This is a genomic window from Sulfuricurvum sp., from assembly GCF_028713855.1.
Taxonomy (GTDB): domain Bacteria; phylum Campylobacterota; class Campylobacteria; order Campylobacterales; family Sulfurimonadaceae; genus Sulfuricurvum.
In genome coordinates this window covers 244,055-262,474 of sequence record NZ_JAQTNN010000003.1, presented here as the reverse complement: position 1 = coordinate 262,474, position 18,420 = coordinate 244,055, and the positions used below count along the sequence as shown (strand labels likewise).

The following is an 18,420-nucleotide window of genomic DNA, read 5'->3' as shown; positions in this document are numbered from 1 at the left end:
ACTCCATTCTTCAACGGCTACCGCCCACAATTCTATGTTCGTACAACTGACTGTACAGGTGCTATCACCTTGCAAGAAGGTACTGAAATGGTTATGCCTGGTGATAACGTGAAAATCAATGCTGAATTGATTCACCCGATCGCTATGGAAGAGGGTACTCGTTTTGCTATCCGTGAAGGCGGACGTACTGTCGGCGCTGGGGTTGTTTCTAAAATCCTTGCATAATTTTCCCCAACCTTCGGGTTGGATTCATAAGGTAAAAACATGCGTGAAAATATCCATTTAGCGTGTGAGAAGTGTACGAGACGTAACTATCACACTACTAAAAACAAAAAAACTCATACTGAAAAATTTTCAGTACGTAAGTTTTGTAAATTTTGCCGTGAGCACACGGTACATAAAGAAGCAAAACTTTAAGTCGTTTCCCCTCGGGGATTCTAATACAATGATAGGTCAGTAGTTCCAATGGTAGAGCGCCGGATTCCAAATCCGATTGTTGGGGGTTCGAATCCCTCCTGACCTGCCACCCATTTTCTACTAATGATGCTTGAGAGCTTTATTCGTTGGAAATGTCCTAAGGATACAATAGATGAAAAACAACCTAAACCATCACATTCATAATGCGAAAATGGAACTTGCAAAAGTTATTTTTCCTACAAAACCTCAAGTTAAACAAGCATTTATTGCCGTGATCGCTGTGGTTACATTTATTGTTGTTTTCTTGGCGTTGGTAGATTTGATTATGTCTTCAACCGTTTCGGCAATTTTGAGTTAAGGAAAAAATATGGCACATCTTTGGTACTCAATTCAAACCTATGCCGGTAGTGAGCGCAGTGTAAAAGCCGCTATCGAAAACATTATTGCAGAGAACAATCTTCAAGAAGTCATTACAGAAGTAATTGTACCTACAGAAGATGTTATTGAAGTAAAAAATGGTAAGAAAAAAATCACTGAACGTTCATTATATTCAGGTTATGTATTTGCCAATATGGATCTTTCTATCGATTTGCAGCACCGTATTCAATCGCTACCTCGTGTGGCAGGATTTATCGGTGAATCGAACAAACCGACTCCACTAAGCGACAATGACATCGCGGTAATTTTGGATCGTGTAACCAACCGTTCGGCTCCGAAACCGAAAGTATTCTTTGACAATGGCGAGATGGTTCGTATCGTGGATGGTCCGTTTGCAAACTTTACCGGTACAGTCGATGAATACGATCTTGAACACGGTACGTTGAAACTCAATGTTTCTATCTTCGGACGTAGTACTCCGGTTGATATTTCGTACACGCAAGTCGAAAAAATAATTTAATCTCAAAAAAAGGAAGCACAAATGGCAAAGAAAATTACGGGCTACATCAAGTTGCAAGTACAAGCCGGCGCTGCTAATCCAGCCCCTCCGGTTGGACCAGCACTCGGACAACGTGGTGTTAACATCATGGAATTTTGTAAGGCGTTCAACGAGCGTACAAAAGATAAGGCAGGTTTTAAACTCCCTGTTGTTATTACTGTATATGCGGACAAAACGTTTTCATTCATCACAAAACAGCCTCCGGCATCTGCTCTCATTATGAAAGCGGCTGGTCTTAAAAAAGGGACTGATAATCCGATGAAAAACAAAGTGGGTAAAATCACTAAAGCTCAATTGATGGAAATCGTTAAGCAAAAAATTCAAGATATGAATACAGATGATATCGATGCAGCTGCTGCGACTATCGCTGGTTCTGCACGTTCAATGGGTGTTGATATCGTAGATTAATTTCTACACTACTCTTCGACCGCAAAGAGGCTAAATCTTGCGGCAGATTCTAATATTGGAGAATTAAAATGGCTGGAAAACGCTATAAACAACTTAGTGAAAAAATTGACATGTCAAAAAGCTACTCTGTAGCGGATGCTGCGGCATTCGTAAAAGAGCTTAAATCGGCTAAATTTGACGAAACCGTTGAAATTGCATTAAACCTCGGTGTTGACCCTCGTCACGCTGACCAAATGATCCGTGGTGCCGTTGTACTTCCTCACGGTACGGGTAAAGTGGTTCGTGTGGCTGTTTTTGCTAAAGGTGCAAAAGTAGACGAGGCAAAAGCTGCAGGTGCTGATATTGTTGGTGCTGAAGATTTGGTTGAGCAAATCAAAGCAGGTAACATCAACTTCGATATCGTTGTTGCTGCACCAGATTGTATGGGACTTGTTGGTCAAGTAGGACGTATCCTCGGGCCAAAAGGGATGATGCCGAATCCTAAAACAGGAACTGTAACTGCAGATATCGCAAAAGCGGTTAGCAACGTTAAAGGCGGACAAGTAAACTTCCGTGTTGACAAAAAAGGGAACATCCATGCCGGTATCGGTAAAGTGAGTTTCGACACAGATAAAATCGCTGAAAATATCAAAGCGTTTGTCGGTGCTATCAACCGTGCAAAACCATCGACTGCAAAAGGTCGCTATATTAAAAATGCTGCTCTTTCATTAACTATGAGTCCGGCAATCAAATTTGATACGCAAGAACTTCTTGACGTTCGTTAATCAATTTAAAAATACTTTATCTTATGGACTTAAGACAGTAGGGGGCTCAGGCCTTAATCGGAGTCACTTCGCCCCGCTTGAAGTTATGTCTGGAAAGGAGAAACTATGAACAAATCACAGAAATCTGAGATTGTTAGCACTTTGACTTCAGAGTTTAAATCTTCTGCAGCGGTTATTATGTGTGACTATCGAGGTTTAGTAGTGTCTGAACTCGAAGCACTTCGTAAAATTGCACGTGAAAAAGAGACTAAAGTTCAAGTTGTAAAAAATACACTTGCTACTATCGCTTTGAACAATGCAGAGATGTCTGGTATCGAAATTAAAGATACTAACATTTTCGTGTGGGGAGCTGATGCAATTGCTGCGTCTAAAACAGCGGTTGAATTCGCGAAAGCAAATGATAAATTTGTTATCCGAACAGCATACATTGACGGTGAAGCCGCTGATGAAACTAAAGTACGTGCATTCGCTACCCTACCGGGACGCGAAGAGTTGCTTGGAATGCTCGCATCTGTTTGGATGGGACCAGTTCGCAACTTTACAATCGGACTCGATGCGCTTAAACGTAAAAAAGAAGAAGAAGCAGCGTAATTGCTGCTTAGAAAAATCGCCGGATTTAATTTCGGCATAAAATAAAAAATACCATAGGAGAATACAATGGCTGTTACAAAAGAAGATGTACTTGAGTTTATCTCAAACCTTTCTGTCCTCGAGCTTTCTGAGCTTGTAAAAGAATTCGAAGAAAAATTCGGAGTATCTGCTCAACCGGTAGCGGTTGCTGGCGGCGCTGTTGCTGCTGTAGAAGTAGAAGAAAAAACTGAATTTGACGTTATCTTGAAAGACGGTGGTGATAAAAAAATCAACGTTATTAAAGTAGTACGTGCAATGACAGGTCTTGGTCTTAAAGAGGCTAAAGATGCAGTTGAAGGCGCTCCTACAACTATCAAAGAAGGTGTTGCAAAAGACGTTGCTGAAGCAGCGAAAAAAGAACTTGAAGAAGCTGGTGCTTCTGTAGAAATCAAATAATCATTTTGATCGGGGGCTCACGAGCCTCCACCTCCCACAGGGCACTTTACGAAGCGAGTTTTTAACTCTTTCGTAAAGTGCCCATACGTCGTTATAGACTCAAGGACGCTTGAGTCATAGACTTTGCACTTATCCCTATGGGATCAAAAACTTCGATTGAGGTAGCCTATGTTAAACACTCTTCACTCCGGAAACCGCTTACGCGTTGATTTCGCGAAAACTCCCCAGCAAATTGAAGTACCGAATTTGTTACAACTTCAACAAAGTTCTTATGAATCCTTTTTGATGTTGGATCAAAAAGATCGTTCCAAAAGTGGTATCGAACGTGTATTTCAATCGGTATTTCCGATTCATGATTCACAAAATCGTCTCTCTCTTGAGTATCTTGGCTCTGAAGTAGGACGCCCGAAATATACCGTCCGTGAATGTATGGAACGTGGATTGACCTATTCAGTGTCACTACGTATGAAAACACGTCTTATGATTTGGGACCGTGATGAAAACACCAAAGAAAAAACCGGTGTCAAAGATATTAAAGAGCAAACGATTTTTATCCGTGATATCCCATTGATGACAGAGCGTACATCGTTTGTTATCAACGGTGTTGAACGTGTCGTTGTTAATCAGCTTCACCGCTCACCTGGGGTTATCTTCAAAGAAGAAGAATCAACCACTGCAGGTAGCAAAATGATCTTCACCGGTCAGATCATCCCTGACCGTGGGTCATGGCTCTATTTCGAGTACGATCCGAAAGATATCCTTTACATGCGTATCAATAAACGCCGTAAAGTTCCTGTTACCATTATGTTCCGTGCCTTGGGTTACAGCAAACAAGACATTTTAAAAATGTTCTATCCGCTGCAAAAAATCCGTGTTGAAGAGAACAAATATTTGATGGATTTCGATCCGGAACATTTTGCCGGTCGTCTTGGATATGACCTTGTTGACAGCGAGGGGAAACTTCTTGTTGCGGCAGGGAAACGTCTTTCAGCGAAAAAAGCGGAAAAATTAATTGCTGACGGTGTTACTGCGATTCAATATCCGATCGAAACATTAATTGAGCGCCATTTAGCGGAACCGATCATTGATGCGGTTACGGGTGAAGTAATGTTCGATACGATGGCACAGCTTGATGAGACTAAACTTAAAAAGATGATTGAAGCGGGTGTTAAAGAGTTTATTATCGCAAATGACCTTGCAGAAGGACATGATAGCTCTATTATCAATGCGTTTGCAGCCGATACTGATTCATTGAAATTGCTCCGTCAAACAGAGATTATCGAAGATGAAAACGATCTTGCTGCAATTCGTATTTACAAAGTAATGCGTCCTGGTGAACCGGTAACGAAAGAAGCGGCGAAAGTTTTTGTTAATCAACTTTTCTTCGATCCTGAGCGTTATGATTTGACACGAGTCGGTCGTATGAAAATGAATCACAAACTCGGACTGAATATTCCTGAGTATGTGACTGTTTTGACCAATGAAGATATTATCAATACCGTTAAATACGTTATTAAAGTCAAAAATGGTCAAGGGCATATCGATGACCGAGACCACCTTGGTAATCGACGTATCCGTTCAATCGGTGAATTGCTTGGAAATGAGCTTCACAACGGTTTGATCAAAATGCAAAAAGCGATCAAAGATAAACTTTCAACGATGAGCGGACCGACCACTGAGTTAATGCCGCACGATTTGATCAACTCAAAAATGATCACCTCTACCATCATGGAGTTCTTCAGCGGCGGACAATTGTCACAATTTATGGACCAAACGAATCCGTTGTCGGAAGTTACCCATAAACGTCGTTTATCAGCACTCGGAGAAGGTGGTCTTGTTAAAGAACGCGCCGGATTTGAAGTGCGTGACGTTCACCCGACGCATTACGGTCGTATCTGTCCGATTGAGACTCCTGAGGGACAAAACATCGGTTTGATCAATACGCTGGCAACTTATTCAAAAGTTAATGAGCATGGATTTATCGAAGCTCCATATAACGTTGTTAAAGACGGTGTTGTCACGAGCGAAGTTGTTTATTTAACTGCAACGCAAGAAGAGGGAAAAGTTATTGCTGCGGCATCTAGCCGTGTTGATGAAAACGGAAATTTCCTGGATGATTTGGTTGAAACGCGTCAAGATGGTGAATATCCTTTGGTTTCTCCAAAAGATTGTGAACTTCGTGACTTGACACCGCATATGGTTGTTGGTGTTGCCGCAAGTTTGATTCCTTTCCTTGAACACGATGACGCGAACCGTGCATTGATGGGATCAAACATGCAACGTCAAGCCGTGCCGTTGTTGCGTCCGGAAGCACCGATGGTCGGAACTGGTGTTGAAAAACTCGTTGCTCGTGATTCATGGGAGTGTGTAAAGGCAGATCGTAGTGGTATTGTTGAGAAAGTTGACTCTAAGCACATCTACGTGATGGGTGAAGACGAAGACGGAACATTCATCGATTACTATCCGTTGCAAAAGAATCTTCGTACCAACCAAAATACGACATTCTTGCAAAAACCGATCGTTAAACAAGGGCAGTTGGTAACAAAAGGTCAAATCATCGCAGATGGTCCGAACATGGATCAAGGTGAGTTGGCACTCGGAATCAATGCACTCGTTGCGTTTATGCCGTGGAACGGATACAACTTTGAGGATGCGATTGTTATGTCTGAGCGTATGATCCGCGAAGACGCATTTACCTCGGTTCATATCTATGAGAAAGAGGCAGAAGCTCGTGAACTCAAGCACGGTGTCGAAGAGATCACCCGTGATATCCCGAACGTTCGTGACGATGAACTTTCTCACCTTGATGACAGCGGTATCGTCAAAATCGGTACGTACGTTAAAGGCGGGATGATCCTCGTCGGTAAAGTTTCTCCAAAAGGTGAAGTAAAACCGACTCCTGAAGAGCGTTTATTACGTGCTATTTTCGGAGAAAAAGCAGGTCACGTTGTCAATAAATCACTCTACTGTACTCCAAGTATGGAAGGGGTTATTGTAGACGTTAAAGTGTTTACGAAAAAAGGGTACGACAAAGATCCACGTACGCTTGAACTTGAAAAACAAGAGCGTGATGAACTTGAGCGCGAACATTATGATCGTCTTTTGATGATCGATAAAGAAGAGATGCTTCGCATCGTTTCTTTGCTCACTAAACACCCATTGCTAAGTGATGTAAGCATCAACGGCAACGAGTATAAAGCGGGTGAAAACGTCAAAGCGGACGATCTTAAAGAGGTTAACCGTTTTGCAATGAATAACGTGGTTAAAGCATTTAGCGACGATATTCAAGAGAAATACAACCAAACGAAAAACCATTTCCAAAAAGAGAAGAAAAAATTCCGTGACGAACACGAAGAAAAACTCTCTATCTTGGAAAAAGACGACATCCTTCCAAACGGTGTTGTTAAATTCGTAAAAGTCTATATCGCGACAAAACGTAAACTCAAAGTCGGGGATAAAATGGCGGGACGTCACGGGAATAAAGGTATCGTTTCGACGATCGTTCCTCAAGTTGACATGCCGTACATGGCGAACGGTCGTACCGTAGACGTTTGTTTGAATCCGCTTGGGGTTCCGTCTCGTATGAATATCGGGCAAATCCTTGAGATGCACCTTGGTATGGTCGGGAAAGAACTTGGTTTCCAAATTCAAGAAATTTTCGAAGCGAAACAAAAAGAGTTTATCGGCGAACTAAGAGCAAAAATGATCTCTTTCGCCGATGTAGCGGGTCTTATGAACGCCGCTAAAGTACTTGGTGAAATGGATGATCAAACTCTCCTTGGCTACGCACAAGACTGGTCACGCGGGGTTAAATTTGCAACGCCTATTTTCGAAGGGGTTACTGAAGCTGAATTTGCAAAACTTTTCGCATTGGCAAAACTCGATGATGACGGGAAAATGGTGTTATTCGACGGTAAAACAGGCGATCAAATGAAAGAACGCGTTAACGTCGGTTACATGTACATGCTCAAACTTCATCACTTGGTTGATGAAAAAGTGCATGCACGTTCAACCGGACCATACTCTCTCGTTACCCAACAACCGGTCGGTGGTAAAGCACTCTTCGGCGGACAACGTTTCGGGGAGATGGAAGTATGGGCTCTTGAAGCATACGGTGCTTCTGCGGTTCTTAAAGAGATGTTGACAATTAAATCGGATGACGTTGACGGACGTGTTCGTGCCTACAAAGCAATTACGAAAGGTGAAAGTGTACCGGCATCCGGTATTCCTGAGACACTCTTCGTATTAACCAAAGAGCTCCAAGCCTTGGCGCTCGACATTGAGATTTTTGACGAGGTGGATGACAATGAGTAAATTAGTACCGGTTGCCGTAACGGAAGAGAATCGCCCAGTCGATATTAAACAAATCCAATTTCGACTCGCGTCTCCTGAGAGAGTTCTCTCATGGAGTCACGGTGAAGTAAAAAAACCTGAAACCATCAACTACCGTACCCTTAAACCGGAACGTGACGGATTGTTTTGTGCCAAAATTTTCGGACCGGTTCGTGATTACGAATGTTTGTGCGGAAAATACAAAAAAATGCGTTACAAAGGTGTCATTTGTGAAAAATGTGGGGTTGAAGTAACCTCGGCGAAAGTTCGCCGTACCCGTATGGGACACATTGACCTCGTTACACCGGTAGCTCATATCTGGTATGTTAGTTCACTTCCAAGCCGTATCGGAACACTCCTCGGCGTAAAAATGAAAGACCTTGAGCGCGTATTGTATTACGAAGCGTACATCGTTAAAACAGGTGGAGAAGCATACTATGACGGTGAGCAAACCTCTGCGGTTCTTAAATACGATGTATTGAATGAAGAGCAATATCGTACGCTTGTACAACGTTACGGAGACAGCGGTTTCTCTGCTGAGATGGGTGGATCAGCGGTTCGTGAATTGCTTGACGAACTCGATTTGGTTGATTTGTTCTCTTCTCTCAAAGAAGAAGTAGCAGGAACCAATTCAGAAGCAAAACGTAAAACGATCATTAAACGTTTGAAAGTTATCGAGTCATTCTTGAATTCAGGGAATAACCCGGCGTGGATGATGCTCACAGCATTGCCGGTTCTCCCTCCTGAACTTCGCCCGTTGGTAAGCCTTGATGGTGGAAAATTCGCGGTATCGGATGTCAATGACCTCTATCGCCGTGTTATCAACCGTAACCAACGTCTTAAACGTTTGATTGAGCTTGAAGCACCGGAAATTATCGTACGTAATGAAAAACGTATGCTTCAAGAAGCGGTTGATGCGTTGTTCGACAACGGTCGTCGTGCAAACGCCGTTAAAGGGGCGAACAAACGTCCGTTGAAATCTCTCTCTGAGATCATCAAAGGTAAACAAGGGCGTTTCCGTCAAAATCTTCTCGGTAAGCGTGTTGACTTCTCGGGACGTTCGGTTATCGTTGTTGGACCAAACCTTCAAATGGATCAGTGCGGATTGCCAAAACAAATGGCTTTGGAGCTTTTCAAACCTCATTTGATCGCAAAACTTGAAGATAAAGGGTATGCGACCACCGTGAAAGCGGCGAAAAAAATGATCGAAGAGAAAACCAACGAAGTTTGGGAGTGTCTTGCTGAGATCGTTGAGGGTTATCCGATTATGCTTAACCGTGCACCAACGTTGCATAAACTCTCAATCCAAGCGTTTCACCCGAAACTGATTGACGGTAAAGCGATCCAATTGCACCCTCTCGTTTGTGCCGCCTTTAATGCGGACTTCGACGGTGACCAAATGGCGGTTCACGTACCTCTTTCTGCTGAAGCGATTGCTGAGTGTAAAGTATTGATGCTTTCATCCATGAACATTTTGCTTCCGGCATCGGGTAAAGCGATTGCAACCCCTTCACAAGATATGGTCTTGGGTCTTTATTATTTGACACTCGGCAAAAATGATGTAAAAGGGTCCAATAAACTCTTCAGCAATGTTGATGAGATTATGATTGCATTAGAACATAATGCTCTCGATTTGCATGCAAAAGTTCGCACCCGTGTTGATGGACGTGTTATTCACACGACAGCAGGACGTATGATCCTTCAGGACATTCTTCCATCATTCGTTCCTGCGGAACTTTGGAATGTTGTGATGAAAAAGAAAAACATCTCTATTCTTGTTGACTATGTCAATAAACACGGCGGTATTGCGGTAACAGCCGGTTTCTTGGATGATTTGAAAAACCTTGGTTTCAAATATGCGACCAAATCGGGTGTTTCTATCTCTATCACGGATATTATTATTCCTGAAATGAAAGCGGGATTGATCGTTGCGTCTAAAAACCGTGTTAAAGAGATCCAAAAACAATTCGAAGCGGGCTTATTAACGGAACAAGAGCGTTACAATAAAATTATTGACGTCTGGACCGATACCAACAATACCGTTGCGGGCGGAATGATGGAGTTAATCCAAAATGATAAAGACGGGTTTAACTCGATCTTTATGATGGCAGACTCCGGAGCGCGTGGATCTGCGGCTCAAATCCGTCAGCTAGCCGGTATGCGTGGTTTGATGGCGAAACCGGACGGTTCGATCATTGAAACCCCAATTATCTCGAACTTTAAAGAGGGTCTAAACGTCCTTGAGTACTTTATTTCTACCCACGGTGCTCGTAAAGGTCTTGCGGATACCGCACTTAAAACAGCGAATGCGGGTTATTTGACCCGTAAACTCGTTGACGTTGCGCAAAACGTGAAAATCGTTGAGCATGACTGCGGAACTCACGAAGGGATTGAACTTACCGATATCTCTGTCGGTAATGAATTGATAGAGCCGTTGGAAGACCGTATTTACGGTCGTGTATTGGCGGAAGATGCGATCGATCCGATCACGAATGAAATCCTTTACTCTGAGGGAACGTTGATCGATGAGATCAAAGCTTCCAAAGTAATTGAAGCAGGTATCAAATCGGTACAAATCCGTACTCCGACAACGTGTAAGTCCGAAGGGGGCGTATGTGCCCTTTGTTACGGACTTAACCTTGGAAGTGGTGGTATCGTTAAGCGTGGTGAAGCGGTCGGTATTATCGCGGCTCAATCGATCGGGGAACCGGGTACGCAGTTGACACTTCGTACGTTCCACGTCGGGGGAACGGCGTCAAGTACTCGTGAAGAGCGTCAAGTCGTTGCAACCAAAGAAGGTTTCATCCGTTATTACAACATGAAAACCTACCTTTCAAAAGAGGGGAAACAAATTGTTGCGAATCGTCGTAATGCAGCTATTTTGTTGGTTGAACCGAAAATCAAAGCTCCGTTTAACGGAACCGTAGAAATTCAAACGATTCATGATGAAACGATTGTAAGTGTTAAAGGTGAAAGCCAAACCGTTCGCTATACACTTCGTAAAAATGAAGTGGCAAAACCGAATGAACTTGCAGGGGTAAGCGGTAAAATCGAAGGTAAATTCTTCATGCCATATGAAAATGGCAGTCTAGTAAAAGAGAATGAATCCATCGTTGAAACCATTAAAGACGGATGGAATGTACCTAACCGTATCCCATACGCGTCTGAGATTCAAGTGAAAGACGGTGCACCGATTACACAAAAAATCTACGCTAAAGAGAAAGGGGTTGTTAAATACTACCTTCTCAAAGGCGATTACCTTGAGCGTCATCACGAGATTACCAAAGGGTACAGCGTTGAAGAGAAAGGTCTTTTCGCTGTAGTCGCTGACAGTGAAGACCGAGAAGCAATCCGTCACTATATCGCTCGCGGTTCAGTGATTGAGATTAATGATAATGAAGCGGTTAAAGCCGATACAATGATCGCTAAACCGGTTAAAGAAGAATCAACGGTCATTGCTGAATGGGATCCGTACTCGAATCCGATTATCTCCGAAACGGATGGTGTCATCACGTTTGAAGATATCATCCCGGGTATTACCGCATCAGAACAATTTGATGAATTGACCGGTAAAACCCGTTTGATGATCAACGAATACGTTGCTCCTGAGTTCAAACCTGCAATCGTCCTTGCGGCGGCTGATGGTAGTATCATCCGTTATGCGGTTGAGCCAAAAACGGCGATTTTCGCCCAAGACCGTGCTGATGTAAAAGTCGCTGACATCTTGGCAAGAACACCAAAAGCGCTTCAAAAATCGCGCGATATCACCGGGGGTCTTCCACGGGTTTCCGAGCTTTTCGAAGCACGTAAACCTAAAGAGATTGCTCTTATTGCAGAACTTGACGGGGTAGTAAGCTTTGGTAAACCACTCCGTGGTAAAGAACGTATCTTAATCACGTCTGAAAATGGCATGGTTAAAGAGTACTTTGTTGATAAAAACCTTGTTGCATTGGTTCATCCGGGTGAATTCGTTCACGCCGGCGAGCGTTTGACGGATGGTATTGTCAGCTCACACGAGATTTTAAGAATTTTGGGTGTTAAAGCATTGTATAACTACCTTGTCAGTGAAGTGCAACAAGTTTACCGCCGTCAAGGGGTTAACATTGCGGACAAACATATCGAGGTTATCTTTACCCAAATGTTACGTCAGATCAAAATCCTCCGCTCAGGTGATACGAAATTCATCGAGGGTGATGTTGTTTCTAAAGCACAGTTCAAAGTTGAGAACGAAAAAATCCTTCGTCTCGGCGGAGAGCCGGCGATTGCCGAACCATACCTTGTCGGTATTACCCGCGCTGCGGTTAGTGCAGACTCGATCATCTCCGCTGCATCGTTCCAAGACACCACAAAAGTCTTGACCGAAGCGGCAGTATCAGCGAAAATCGATGACTTGACCGATCTTAAAGAAAACGTCATCATCGGTCGTACGATCCCGGTTGGTACCGGTATCTACAAAGACCAAAAAATGGTTTTCGGAGACTAAGGTCTCTTCTCGTTACTCCCCTTTCAGGGGAATCCATCTTTTAATTAATACCCTCTAATTTTTCAATCTGTCATATATTCTAATCTCCTATTTAAAATTACTATACTAATTATCGAATATTTATAATTCCAATTTAATAATTTGTTGTGTAAGATTGTGTATAGAGAGGCTGGGATGAGCAAAAAAGACAAACTGATTCAAGCGATGAAAAATAATCCTAAAAATATTCCCTTTGAGGATATTCGGAAAGTTTTAGAAGATGCTGGGTATGTTTGCCATAATAGCGGCGGCAGTCACTACGTTTTTCGCAAAGAAAATACGGCAAGTATTGTCATCCCGTACCATAAGCCTATAAAAGCGATTTATGTTAAACACGTATTAGAAATTTTGGGAGAATCCAAATGAAAAATTTAGCCTATTATATGAATCTTGATTATGAGATAGTTATTAAAAAAGTGAGTCCCGAAGATGGGGATGGATGGTTTGCCTATTACAAAGATTTCAAAGGGGTGATGGGTGATGGAGAGAGTGCGATAGAGGCGATCGAATCGGCACAAAACGCTTTTGCGGCTTTTGTCGAAGTTTCTCTTTCACAGGGAGATAGCATACCTGAACCGCATAGCAATGAAAAAAGCTTACGGATCAATATCTCAATGCCTGAGAATTTGGTGAAAAAGATCGATAGCTATATCGAACCGTTGCATTTGAGTCGTTCGGCATTTTTACAAAAAGCGGCAATGAGGGAGATCGGGCTATAAAATTTTAACATTTTCGTCATCCCCGACTTGATCGGGGATCCTTCTTCTAATTTATCCCCTTCAAAGCAATACAATACTATTATCATTTAACATTTTGAAATTATTTTAGGTGATTAATGGCATATATAGAATCGTTTTTTTACTATTGGCTGTTTGTTTTAATAGGGGGAATAGTCATCTATGCTTTTCTCTTTGTTATAGGAGGGATGATTCGAGGAGTATTGCATCTTCGACATTCGACAAACGAAAAGCTTCTGAGCTTTTTAAGTATCAAAAAAAGTCTGAAAATCTTTGCCCCTCTGTATATCTTTTCATTCGGTTTTTTCTATATCGATAAAGCGAGTGATTACCTATGGGGAGATAGAGCTTATAAAGAGGCAAAAGCTTATGCGATAGCGGGAGATTATCTGTTTTTATGGAAAAACCTTACATTTGCTTTCGTATATCCAGATCATCCGATTGTTCGACCGCTTCGTGCAGTGCATGAATCCATACTCCAAAAGATGTTTCAATACATCCCAAAAACCGATGGTGAACGGGAAATATGGCGGTATAAATTCGATCTGTTTGATTATGCACGGACGATGTATGCTCCGCTTAGCGATTATTCGATACACGAACATATAAAACCAAATAACCCCGCCGCATCTTTTCGTACCGAACTGATCCCAATACTCGATAGTATCTATCATACGATGGATGCTATGAATACTAAACCGATCAAAGATAAAGAGTTTGACCATTATGATCGCTATTTTGTCAGTATTTCGGTTGCTCCTTACTTTTACGAATACATGGAAAATTATATTTCGGTCGATACCGAAAAATACCTAGAACCGTGGGAATGGCAAAAACGTAATCCTAACGAACTAAATACATGGCAAAAATGGGAAAAACTCTACAAAAACCCTCAACTAAAAACCAAGCTGATACACTATCTCTCATTTCTCGATGCGATTCACAAACGACTCGGAGACGATAAAGAACTCTCCCAACGTCTTGAAGCTCAGCCTCATACTAAAGCGGCGTTTTATTGGGCTACAGTAAACAGTTCTGATCACTTTCAGTTTTTAAAAACCAAGATGGATGATATTCACCCTTGTGGTACTCCAGACTTTGAAAAATTTGTCATGTACTACAAAGAATTCACCGATTGGGCATACCGAACACCAGAAAGTTCTTATACGAGTCTTTCACAAAGAGATCAGAAAAATTACGACTTTATGATTGAGCAACGTGCAGATGAATCTTATTATGTCGCTAAATACATTTGCAAAATTCCTTTTGAATATATGGTCATTAACGAAAAGAACATAGACGAACCGCATAGAAAAGAAAGTTTTAGCGATTGGATGGAAGGCCGTTCAGGAGTTAAAAAAATTAGACAAATTGAACAAAAACAAACCCAAGGAGTAAACAATGGCAGATAATTGCCATTGAAATCACTCTACGGGTATGCCTGATCAAGTCGAGAATGACGATGTGTTATAATGGTGTAAAGATAAAATCAATTTGTATTAATATATCGGAGAGATTTTGAACTATAATTTTGAATGGGATCCCAATAAAGCCAAAAGCAATAGTGTAAAACACAAGATTGATTTTGACCGTGCTGTATCCGTGTTCAAAGACAAAAATGCTATCTCCATCTATGATGATGAACACAGTGAGAGCGAAGATCGCTGGGTAACAATCGGTATGGATTATGAAACAAGGACATTGGTTGTTGTCCACACTTTTATCAGTATTGATGAAAACAATTGTAATATACGAATTATAAGTGCAAGAAAAGCAACGAAAAATGAGCAAAAAATATATGAGGAGTAATGAGATGAAAAAAGAGTATGATTTTTCAAAAGGTGTTCGCGGAAAGTTCTATAATGAAGATGCTCGGTTTAATATCCCCGTCTATCTTGAACCTGAGCTTGAAAACTTTATTGCCAAATTAGCGAAAGAACAAAAAACCAATATGAGCCAAATCGTCAATGCCCTTTTGTTTAAAGATAAAGAACTGATTGAAATGGCAAGTGCTCGCTAAAATTATACTTGATTTCCCGTATACACGGGAATGACAAAACTCTCTTACAACTTCCTTAAAATAAGCTCAAATTAATCAAAAATTAGCTATTATTGCGCGTTTATTAGTCCCCTTTAAGTAGCGGATTAAAATTCTACTGGAACATTTCAACAAAGGAGATTGTGTGCCAACAATCAACCAACTTATTCGTAAAGAGCGACAAGCGGTAGTGAAAAAATCAAAATCACCCGCTTTGGTGTCATGCCCACAACGTCGTGGTGTATGTACTCGTGTATATACTACAACCCCTAAAAAACCGAACTCGGCGCTTCGTAAAGTTGCTAAAGTTCGTTTGACTTCAGGGTTTGAAGTTATTAGTTATATCGGTGGTGAGGGTCACAACTTACAAGAGCACTCTATCGTTCTTGTTCGTGGTGGTCGTGTAAAAGACTTACCAGGGGTAAAATACCATATCGTACGTGGTGCTCTTGATACTGCGGGTGTTAAAGACCGTAAAGTATCTCGTTCTAAATACGGAACGAAAAAAGCTAAGGTTAAAAAATAACCAACTAGTCTGACAAGATTCGGTTTTTGATGACCGTTTTTTGAGTAAATGAAAAAAACATTGAAGGAAACATTATGAGAAGAAGAAAAGCGCCCGTTCGCGAAATTATGCCTGACCCGGTTCACGGATCAAAAATTTTGACAAAATTCATCAACAAAATTATGTGGGATGGTAAAAAAAGTACTGCTGAGAAAATCATGTATGGTGCTTTGGATATCATGGGTTCACGTGGTGAAAAAACCGGTATCGAAGTGTTCAACACTGCGATCGAAAACATTAAACCGGTTATCGAAGTAAAAAGCCGCCGTGTGGGTGGAGCGACCTACCAAGTTCCAGTAGAAGTTCGTCCTGTACGCCAACTATCTCTTGCAATCCGCTGGTTAACCGATGCGGCACGCAAACGTAACGAGCGCACTATGGCAGAGCGTTTGGCAAATGAATTATCAGATGCTGCAAACGACAAAGGTACAGCATTCAAACGTAAAGAAGATACTTACAAAATGGCAGAAGCGAATAAAGCGTTCGCTCATTATCGCTGGTAAGATATTCGTAACCCTTTGATAACCCACCCGGGTTATCATTCCCCTATCCACTATAAACTCTATTAAGGGCTATTATCATGGCAAGATCCCATAAACTTGAAGACGTAAGAAACATCGGTATCGCCGCTCACATCGACGCGGGTAAAACGACAACAACTGAGCGTATCTTGTTCTACACCGGTGTATCACACAAAATCGGTGAGGTTCACGAAGGTGCTGCAACTATGGACTGGATGGAGCAAGAGCAAGAACGTGGTATAACCATTACTTCTGCTGCAACAACCTGTGAATGGAACGGCAAACAAATCAACATCATCGACACTCCGGGCCACGTTGACTTCACGATTGAAGTTGAGCGTTCTATGCGTGTACTTGATGGTGCTGTAGCTGTTTTCTGTGCTGTTGGTGGGGTTCAACCACAATCTGAAACAGTATGGCGTCAAGCAAACCGTTACGGGGTTCCTCGTATGGTTTTCGTCAACAAAATGGACCGTACTGGTGCTGATTTCTACAATGTAGAAGAGCAAATCCGTGCTCGTCTTAAAGCGAATCCAATTGCAATTCAACTTCCAATCGGTGCTGAAGATCAATTTAAAGGGATCGTCGATCTCGTTAAAATGAAAGCAATCCTTTGGGATGAAGATGCTGCGATGGGTTCAAACTATCATGAAGCAGAAATTCCTGCGGATATGGTAGAAAAAGCGAATCAATACCGTGCGCAACTAATGGAAGCGGCTGCTGAGGGTGACGATACTTTGATGGAGAAATTCTTCGAAGAGGGTGAACTTAGCAACGAAGAGATCATGCGCGGGATTAAAGCCGGATGTCTTAAAATGGAAATCATTCCTATGACATGTGGAACTGCGTTTAAAAACAAAGGGGTACAAACTCTTCTTGACGCGGTTGTTGATTACCTACCATCTCCTTTGGAAGTTGCGGCTATCAAAGGGACTATGGAAGACGATGAAGAGGTCGAAGTTGATGTTGAATCAACAGACGATGCTCCATTCGCCGGTCTTGCGTTCAAAATTATGACTGACCCATTCGTTGGACAGCTCACTTTCGTACGCGTTTACCGTGGTGTTCTCGAATCAGGTACGTATGCTTATAACACCATCAAAGGTAAAAAAGAGCGTATCGGACGTATCGTTAAAATGCACGCTAACAAACGTGAAGAGATTAAATCTCTCTACGCAGGTGAAATCGGTGCGGTTGTAGGTCTTAAAGACACAACTACCGGTGATACACTTTGTGATGAGCGCGAACGTCTAGTTCTTGAGCGTATGCACTTCCCTGAGCCGGTTATCTCGGTTGCGGTTGAGCCTAAAACCAAAGTAGACCAAGAAAAAATGGGTATCGCGTTAGCAAAACTAGCGGCAGAAGATCCATCTTTCCGTGTTCACACAGACGAAGAAACAGGTCAAACGATCATCTCTGGTATGGGTGAACTTCACCTTGAGATTCTTGTTGACCGTATGTTCCGTGAGTTTAAAGTTGAAGCGGAAGTCGGTGCACCTCAAGTTGCATACCGTGAGTCAATCCGTGCAGAAGTTAACCAAGAGTACAAATACGCGAAACAATCGGGTGGACGTGGACAATTCGGTCACGTATATCTCCGCATCAAGCCGGGCGTACCTGGTACTGGTTATATCTTCCACAACGAAATCAAAGGTGGGGTTATTCCGAAAGAATACGTTCCTGCCGTTGAAAAAGGGTGTAAAGAAGCAATGCAAAAAGGTGTTCTCGCGGGTTACCCGATCGAGGATATCGAAGTTGCATTGTATGATGGTTCATACCATGAGGTTGACTCGAATGAGATGGCGTTTAAACTTGCTGCTTCTATGGGATTCAAAGAGGGTGCTCGCAAAGCAAACCCAGCTATCCTTGAACCTATGATGAAAGTTGAAGTTGAAGTTCCTGAGAACTTCATGGGTGACGTTATCGGTGACCTTAACCGCCGTCGTGGACAAGTTAACAACATGGGTGACCGTTCTGGTAACAAAATTGTTGACGCGTTCGTACCGTTGTCTGAAATGTTCGGTTACTCAACTGACCTTCGTTCAGCGACTCAAGGACGTGCAAGTTATTCTATGGAATTCGATCACTACGAAGAAGTTCCACGTAACGTTGCCGAAGAGATTATCAAAAAGCGTAACAGCTAATATCTCTTT

General features: G+C 42.2%; 17 protein-coding genes, 1 tRNA gene and 1 pseudogene. All 19 read left to right on the top strand.

Going from position 1 to position 18,420, the window contains the following annotated elements:
* A pseudogene (tuf, locus tag PHI47_RS04785) lies at window positions 1-225 on the top strand (elongation factor Tu); the annotation flags it as partial.
* A 39-nt stretch (window positions 226-264) separates the two neighbouring features.
* The gene (gene rpmG, locus PHI47_RS04780; protein WP_013461134.1) at window positions 265-417 is read left to right on the top strand and encodes a 50S ribosomal protein L33; all 153 of its coding nucleotides are present in this window, start codon (window positions 265-267) and stop codon (window positions 415-417) included.
* Window positions 418-450: 33 nt separating this feature from the next.
* Window positions 451-526, top strand: a tRNA-Trp gene (locus tag PHI47_RS04775).
* Between the two features lie 63 nt (window positions 527-589).
* Complete coding sequence (gene secE, locus PHI47_RS04770) at window positions 590-775, top strand: preprotein translocase subunit SecE (RefSeq protein ID WP_299934307.1); 186 nt, start codon at window positions 590-592, stop codon at window positions 773-775.
* 9 nt (window positions 776-784) lie between these two features.
* The gene (gene nusG / locus PHI47_RS04765; protein WP_299934305.1) at window positions 785-1,315 is read left to right on the top strand and encodes a transcription termination/antitermination protein NusG; all 531 of its coding nucleotides are present in this window, start codon (window positions 785-787) and stop codon (window positions 1,313-1,315) included.
* Window positions 1,316-1,336: 21 nt separating this feature from the next.
* Window positions 1,337-1,762: a 50S ribosomal protein L11 gene (gene rplK / locus PHI47_RS04760; protein ID WP_015654570.1), complete on the top strand. Its 426-nt coding sequence runs from the start codon at window positions 1,337-1,339 to the stop codon at window positions 1,760-1,762.
* Between the two features lie 68 nt (window positions 1,763-1,830).
* Window positions 1,831-2,526, top strand: coding sequence for a 50S ribosomal protein L1 (gene rplA, locus PHI47_RS04755; protein WP_299934303.1), 696 nt, complete (start codon window positions 1,831-1,833; stop codon window positions 2,524-2,526).
* A gap of 105 nt (window positions 2,527-2,631) precedes the next feature.
* Window positions 2,632-3,117 carry a 50S ribosomal protein L10 gene (rplJ, locus tag PHI47_RS04750; RefSeq protein ID WP_299934301.1) on the top strand — a complete coding sequence of 162 codons (486 nt, stop codon included), beginning with the start codon at window positions 2,632-2,634 and terminating at the stop codon, window positions 3,115-3,117.
* A gap of 66 nt (window positions 3,118-3,183) precedes the next feature.
* The gene (gene rplL / locus PHI47_RS04745; RefSeq protein WP_299934299.1) at window positions 3,184-3,552 is read left to right on the top strand and encodes a 50S ribosomal protein L7/L12; all 369 of its coding nucleotides are present in this window, start codon (window positions 3,184-3,186) and stop codon (window positions 3,550-3,552) included.
* 168 nt (window positions 3,553-3,720) lie between these two features.
* Window positions 3,721-7,866, top strand: coding sequence for a DNA-directed RNA polymerase subunit beta (gene rpoB, locus PHI47_RS04740; protein ID WP_299934298.1), 4,146 nt, complete (start codon window positions 3,721-3,723; stop codon window positions 7,864-7,866).
* Window positions 7,859-12,367 (top strand): DNA-directed RNA polymerase subunit beta', encoded by a 4,509-nt coding sequence (gene rpoC / locus PHI47_RS04735; RefSeq protein ID WP_299934296.1) that lies wholly within the window; start codon window positions 7,859-7,861, stop codon window positions 12,365-12,367. The genes rpoB and rpoC overlap by 8 nt, the downstream gene beginning before the upstream one ends.
* 174 nt (window positions 12,368-12,541) lie before the next feature.
* Window positions 12,542-12,772, top strand: a complete 231-nt coding sequence (locus PHI47_RS04730; protein WP_299934294.1) for a type II toxin-antitoxin system HicA family toxin — start codon at window positions 12,542-12,544, stop codon at window positions 12,770-12,772.
* On the top strand, window positions 12,769-13,125 hold the full coding sequence (locus PHI47_RS04725; protein WP_299934291.1) for a type II toxin-antitoxin system HicB family antitoxin: 357 nt from the start codon (window positions 12,769-12,771) through the stop codon (window positions 13,123-13,125). The genes PHI47_RS04730 and PHI47_RS04725 overlap by 4 nt, the downstream gene beginning before the upstream one ends.
* A gap of 116 nt (window positions 13,126-13,241) precedes the next feature.
* Window positions 13,242-14,555 carry a hypothetical protein gene (locus PHI47_RS04720; protein ID WP_299934289.1) on the top strand — a complete coding sequence of 438 codons (1,314 nt, stop codon included), beginning with the start codon at window positions 13,242-13,244 and terminating at the stop codon, window positions 14,553-14,555.
* Between the two features lie 106 nt (window positions 14,556-14,661).
* The gene (locus PHI47_RS04715) at window positions 14,662-14,952 is read left to right on the top strand and encodes a BrnT family toxin (RefSeq protein ID WP_299934287.1); all 291 of its coding nucleotides are present in this window, start codon (window positions 14,662-14,664) and stop codon (window positions 14,950-14,952) included.
* A gap of 4 nt (window positions 14,953-14,956) precedes the next feature.
* A complete protein-coding gene (locus PHI47_RS04710) occupies window positions 14,957-15,163 on the top strand; it encodes a hypothetical protein (protein WP_299934285.1) in 207 nt (68 codons plus the stop codon).
* Between the two features lie 163 nt (window positions 15,164-15,326).
* Window positions 15,327-15,707 (top strand): 30S ribosomal protein S12, encoded by a 381-nt coding sequence (rpsL, locus tag PHI47_RS04705; RefSeq protein WP_294894172.1) that lies wholly within the window; start codon window positions 15,327-15,329, stop codon window positions 15,705-15,707.
* Between the two features lie 74 nt (window positions 15,708-15,781).
* The gene (gene rpsG, locus PHI47_RS04700) at window positions 15,782-16,249 is read left to right on the top strand and encodes a 30S ribosomal protein S7 (protein ID WP_295012619.1); all 468 of its coding nucleotides are present in this window, start codon (window positions 15,782-15,784) and stop codon (window positions 16,247-16,249) included.
* A 77-nt stretch (window positions 16,250-16,326) separates the two neighbouring features.
* Complete coding sequence (gene fusA / locus PHI47_RS04695) at window positions 16,327-18,411, top strand: elongation factor G (RefSeq protein WP_299934281.1); 2,085 nt, start codon at window positions 16,327-16,329, stop codon at window positions 18,409-18,411.
* Window positions 18,412-18,420 lie beyond the last annotated feature (9 nt).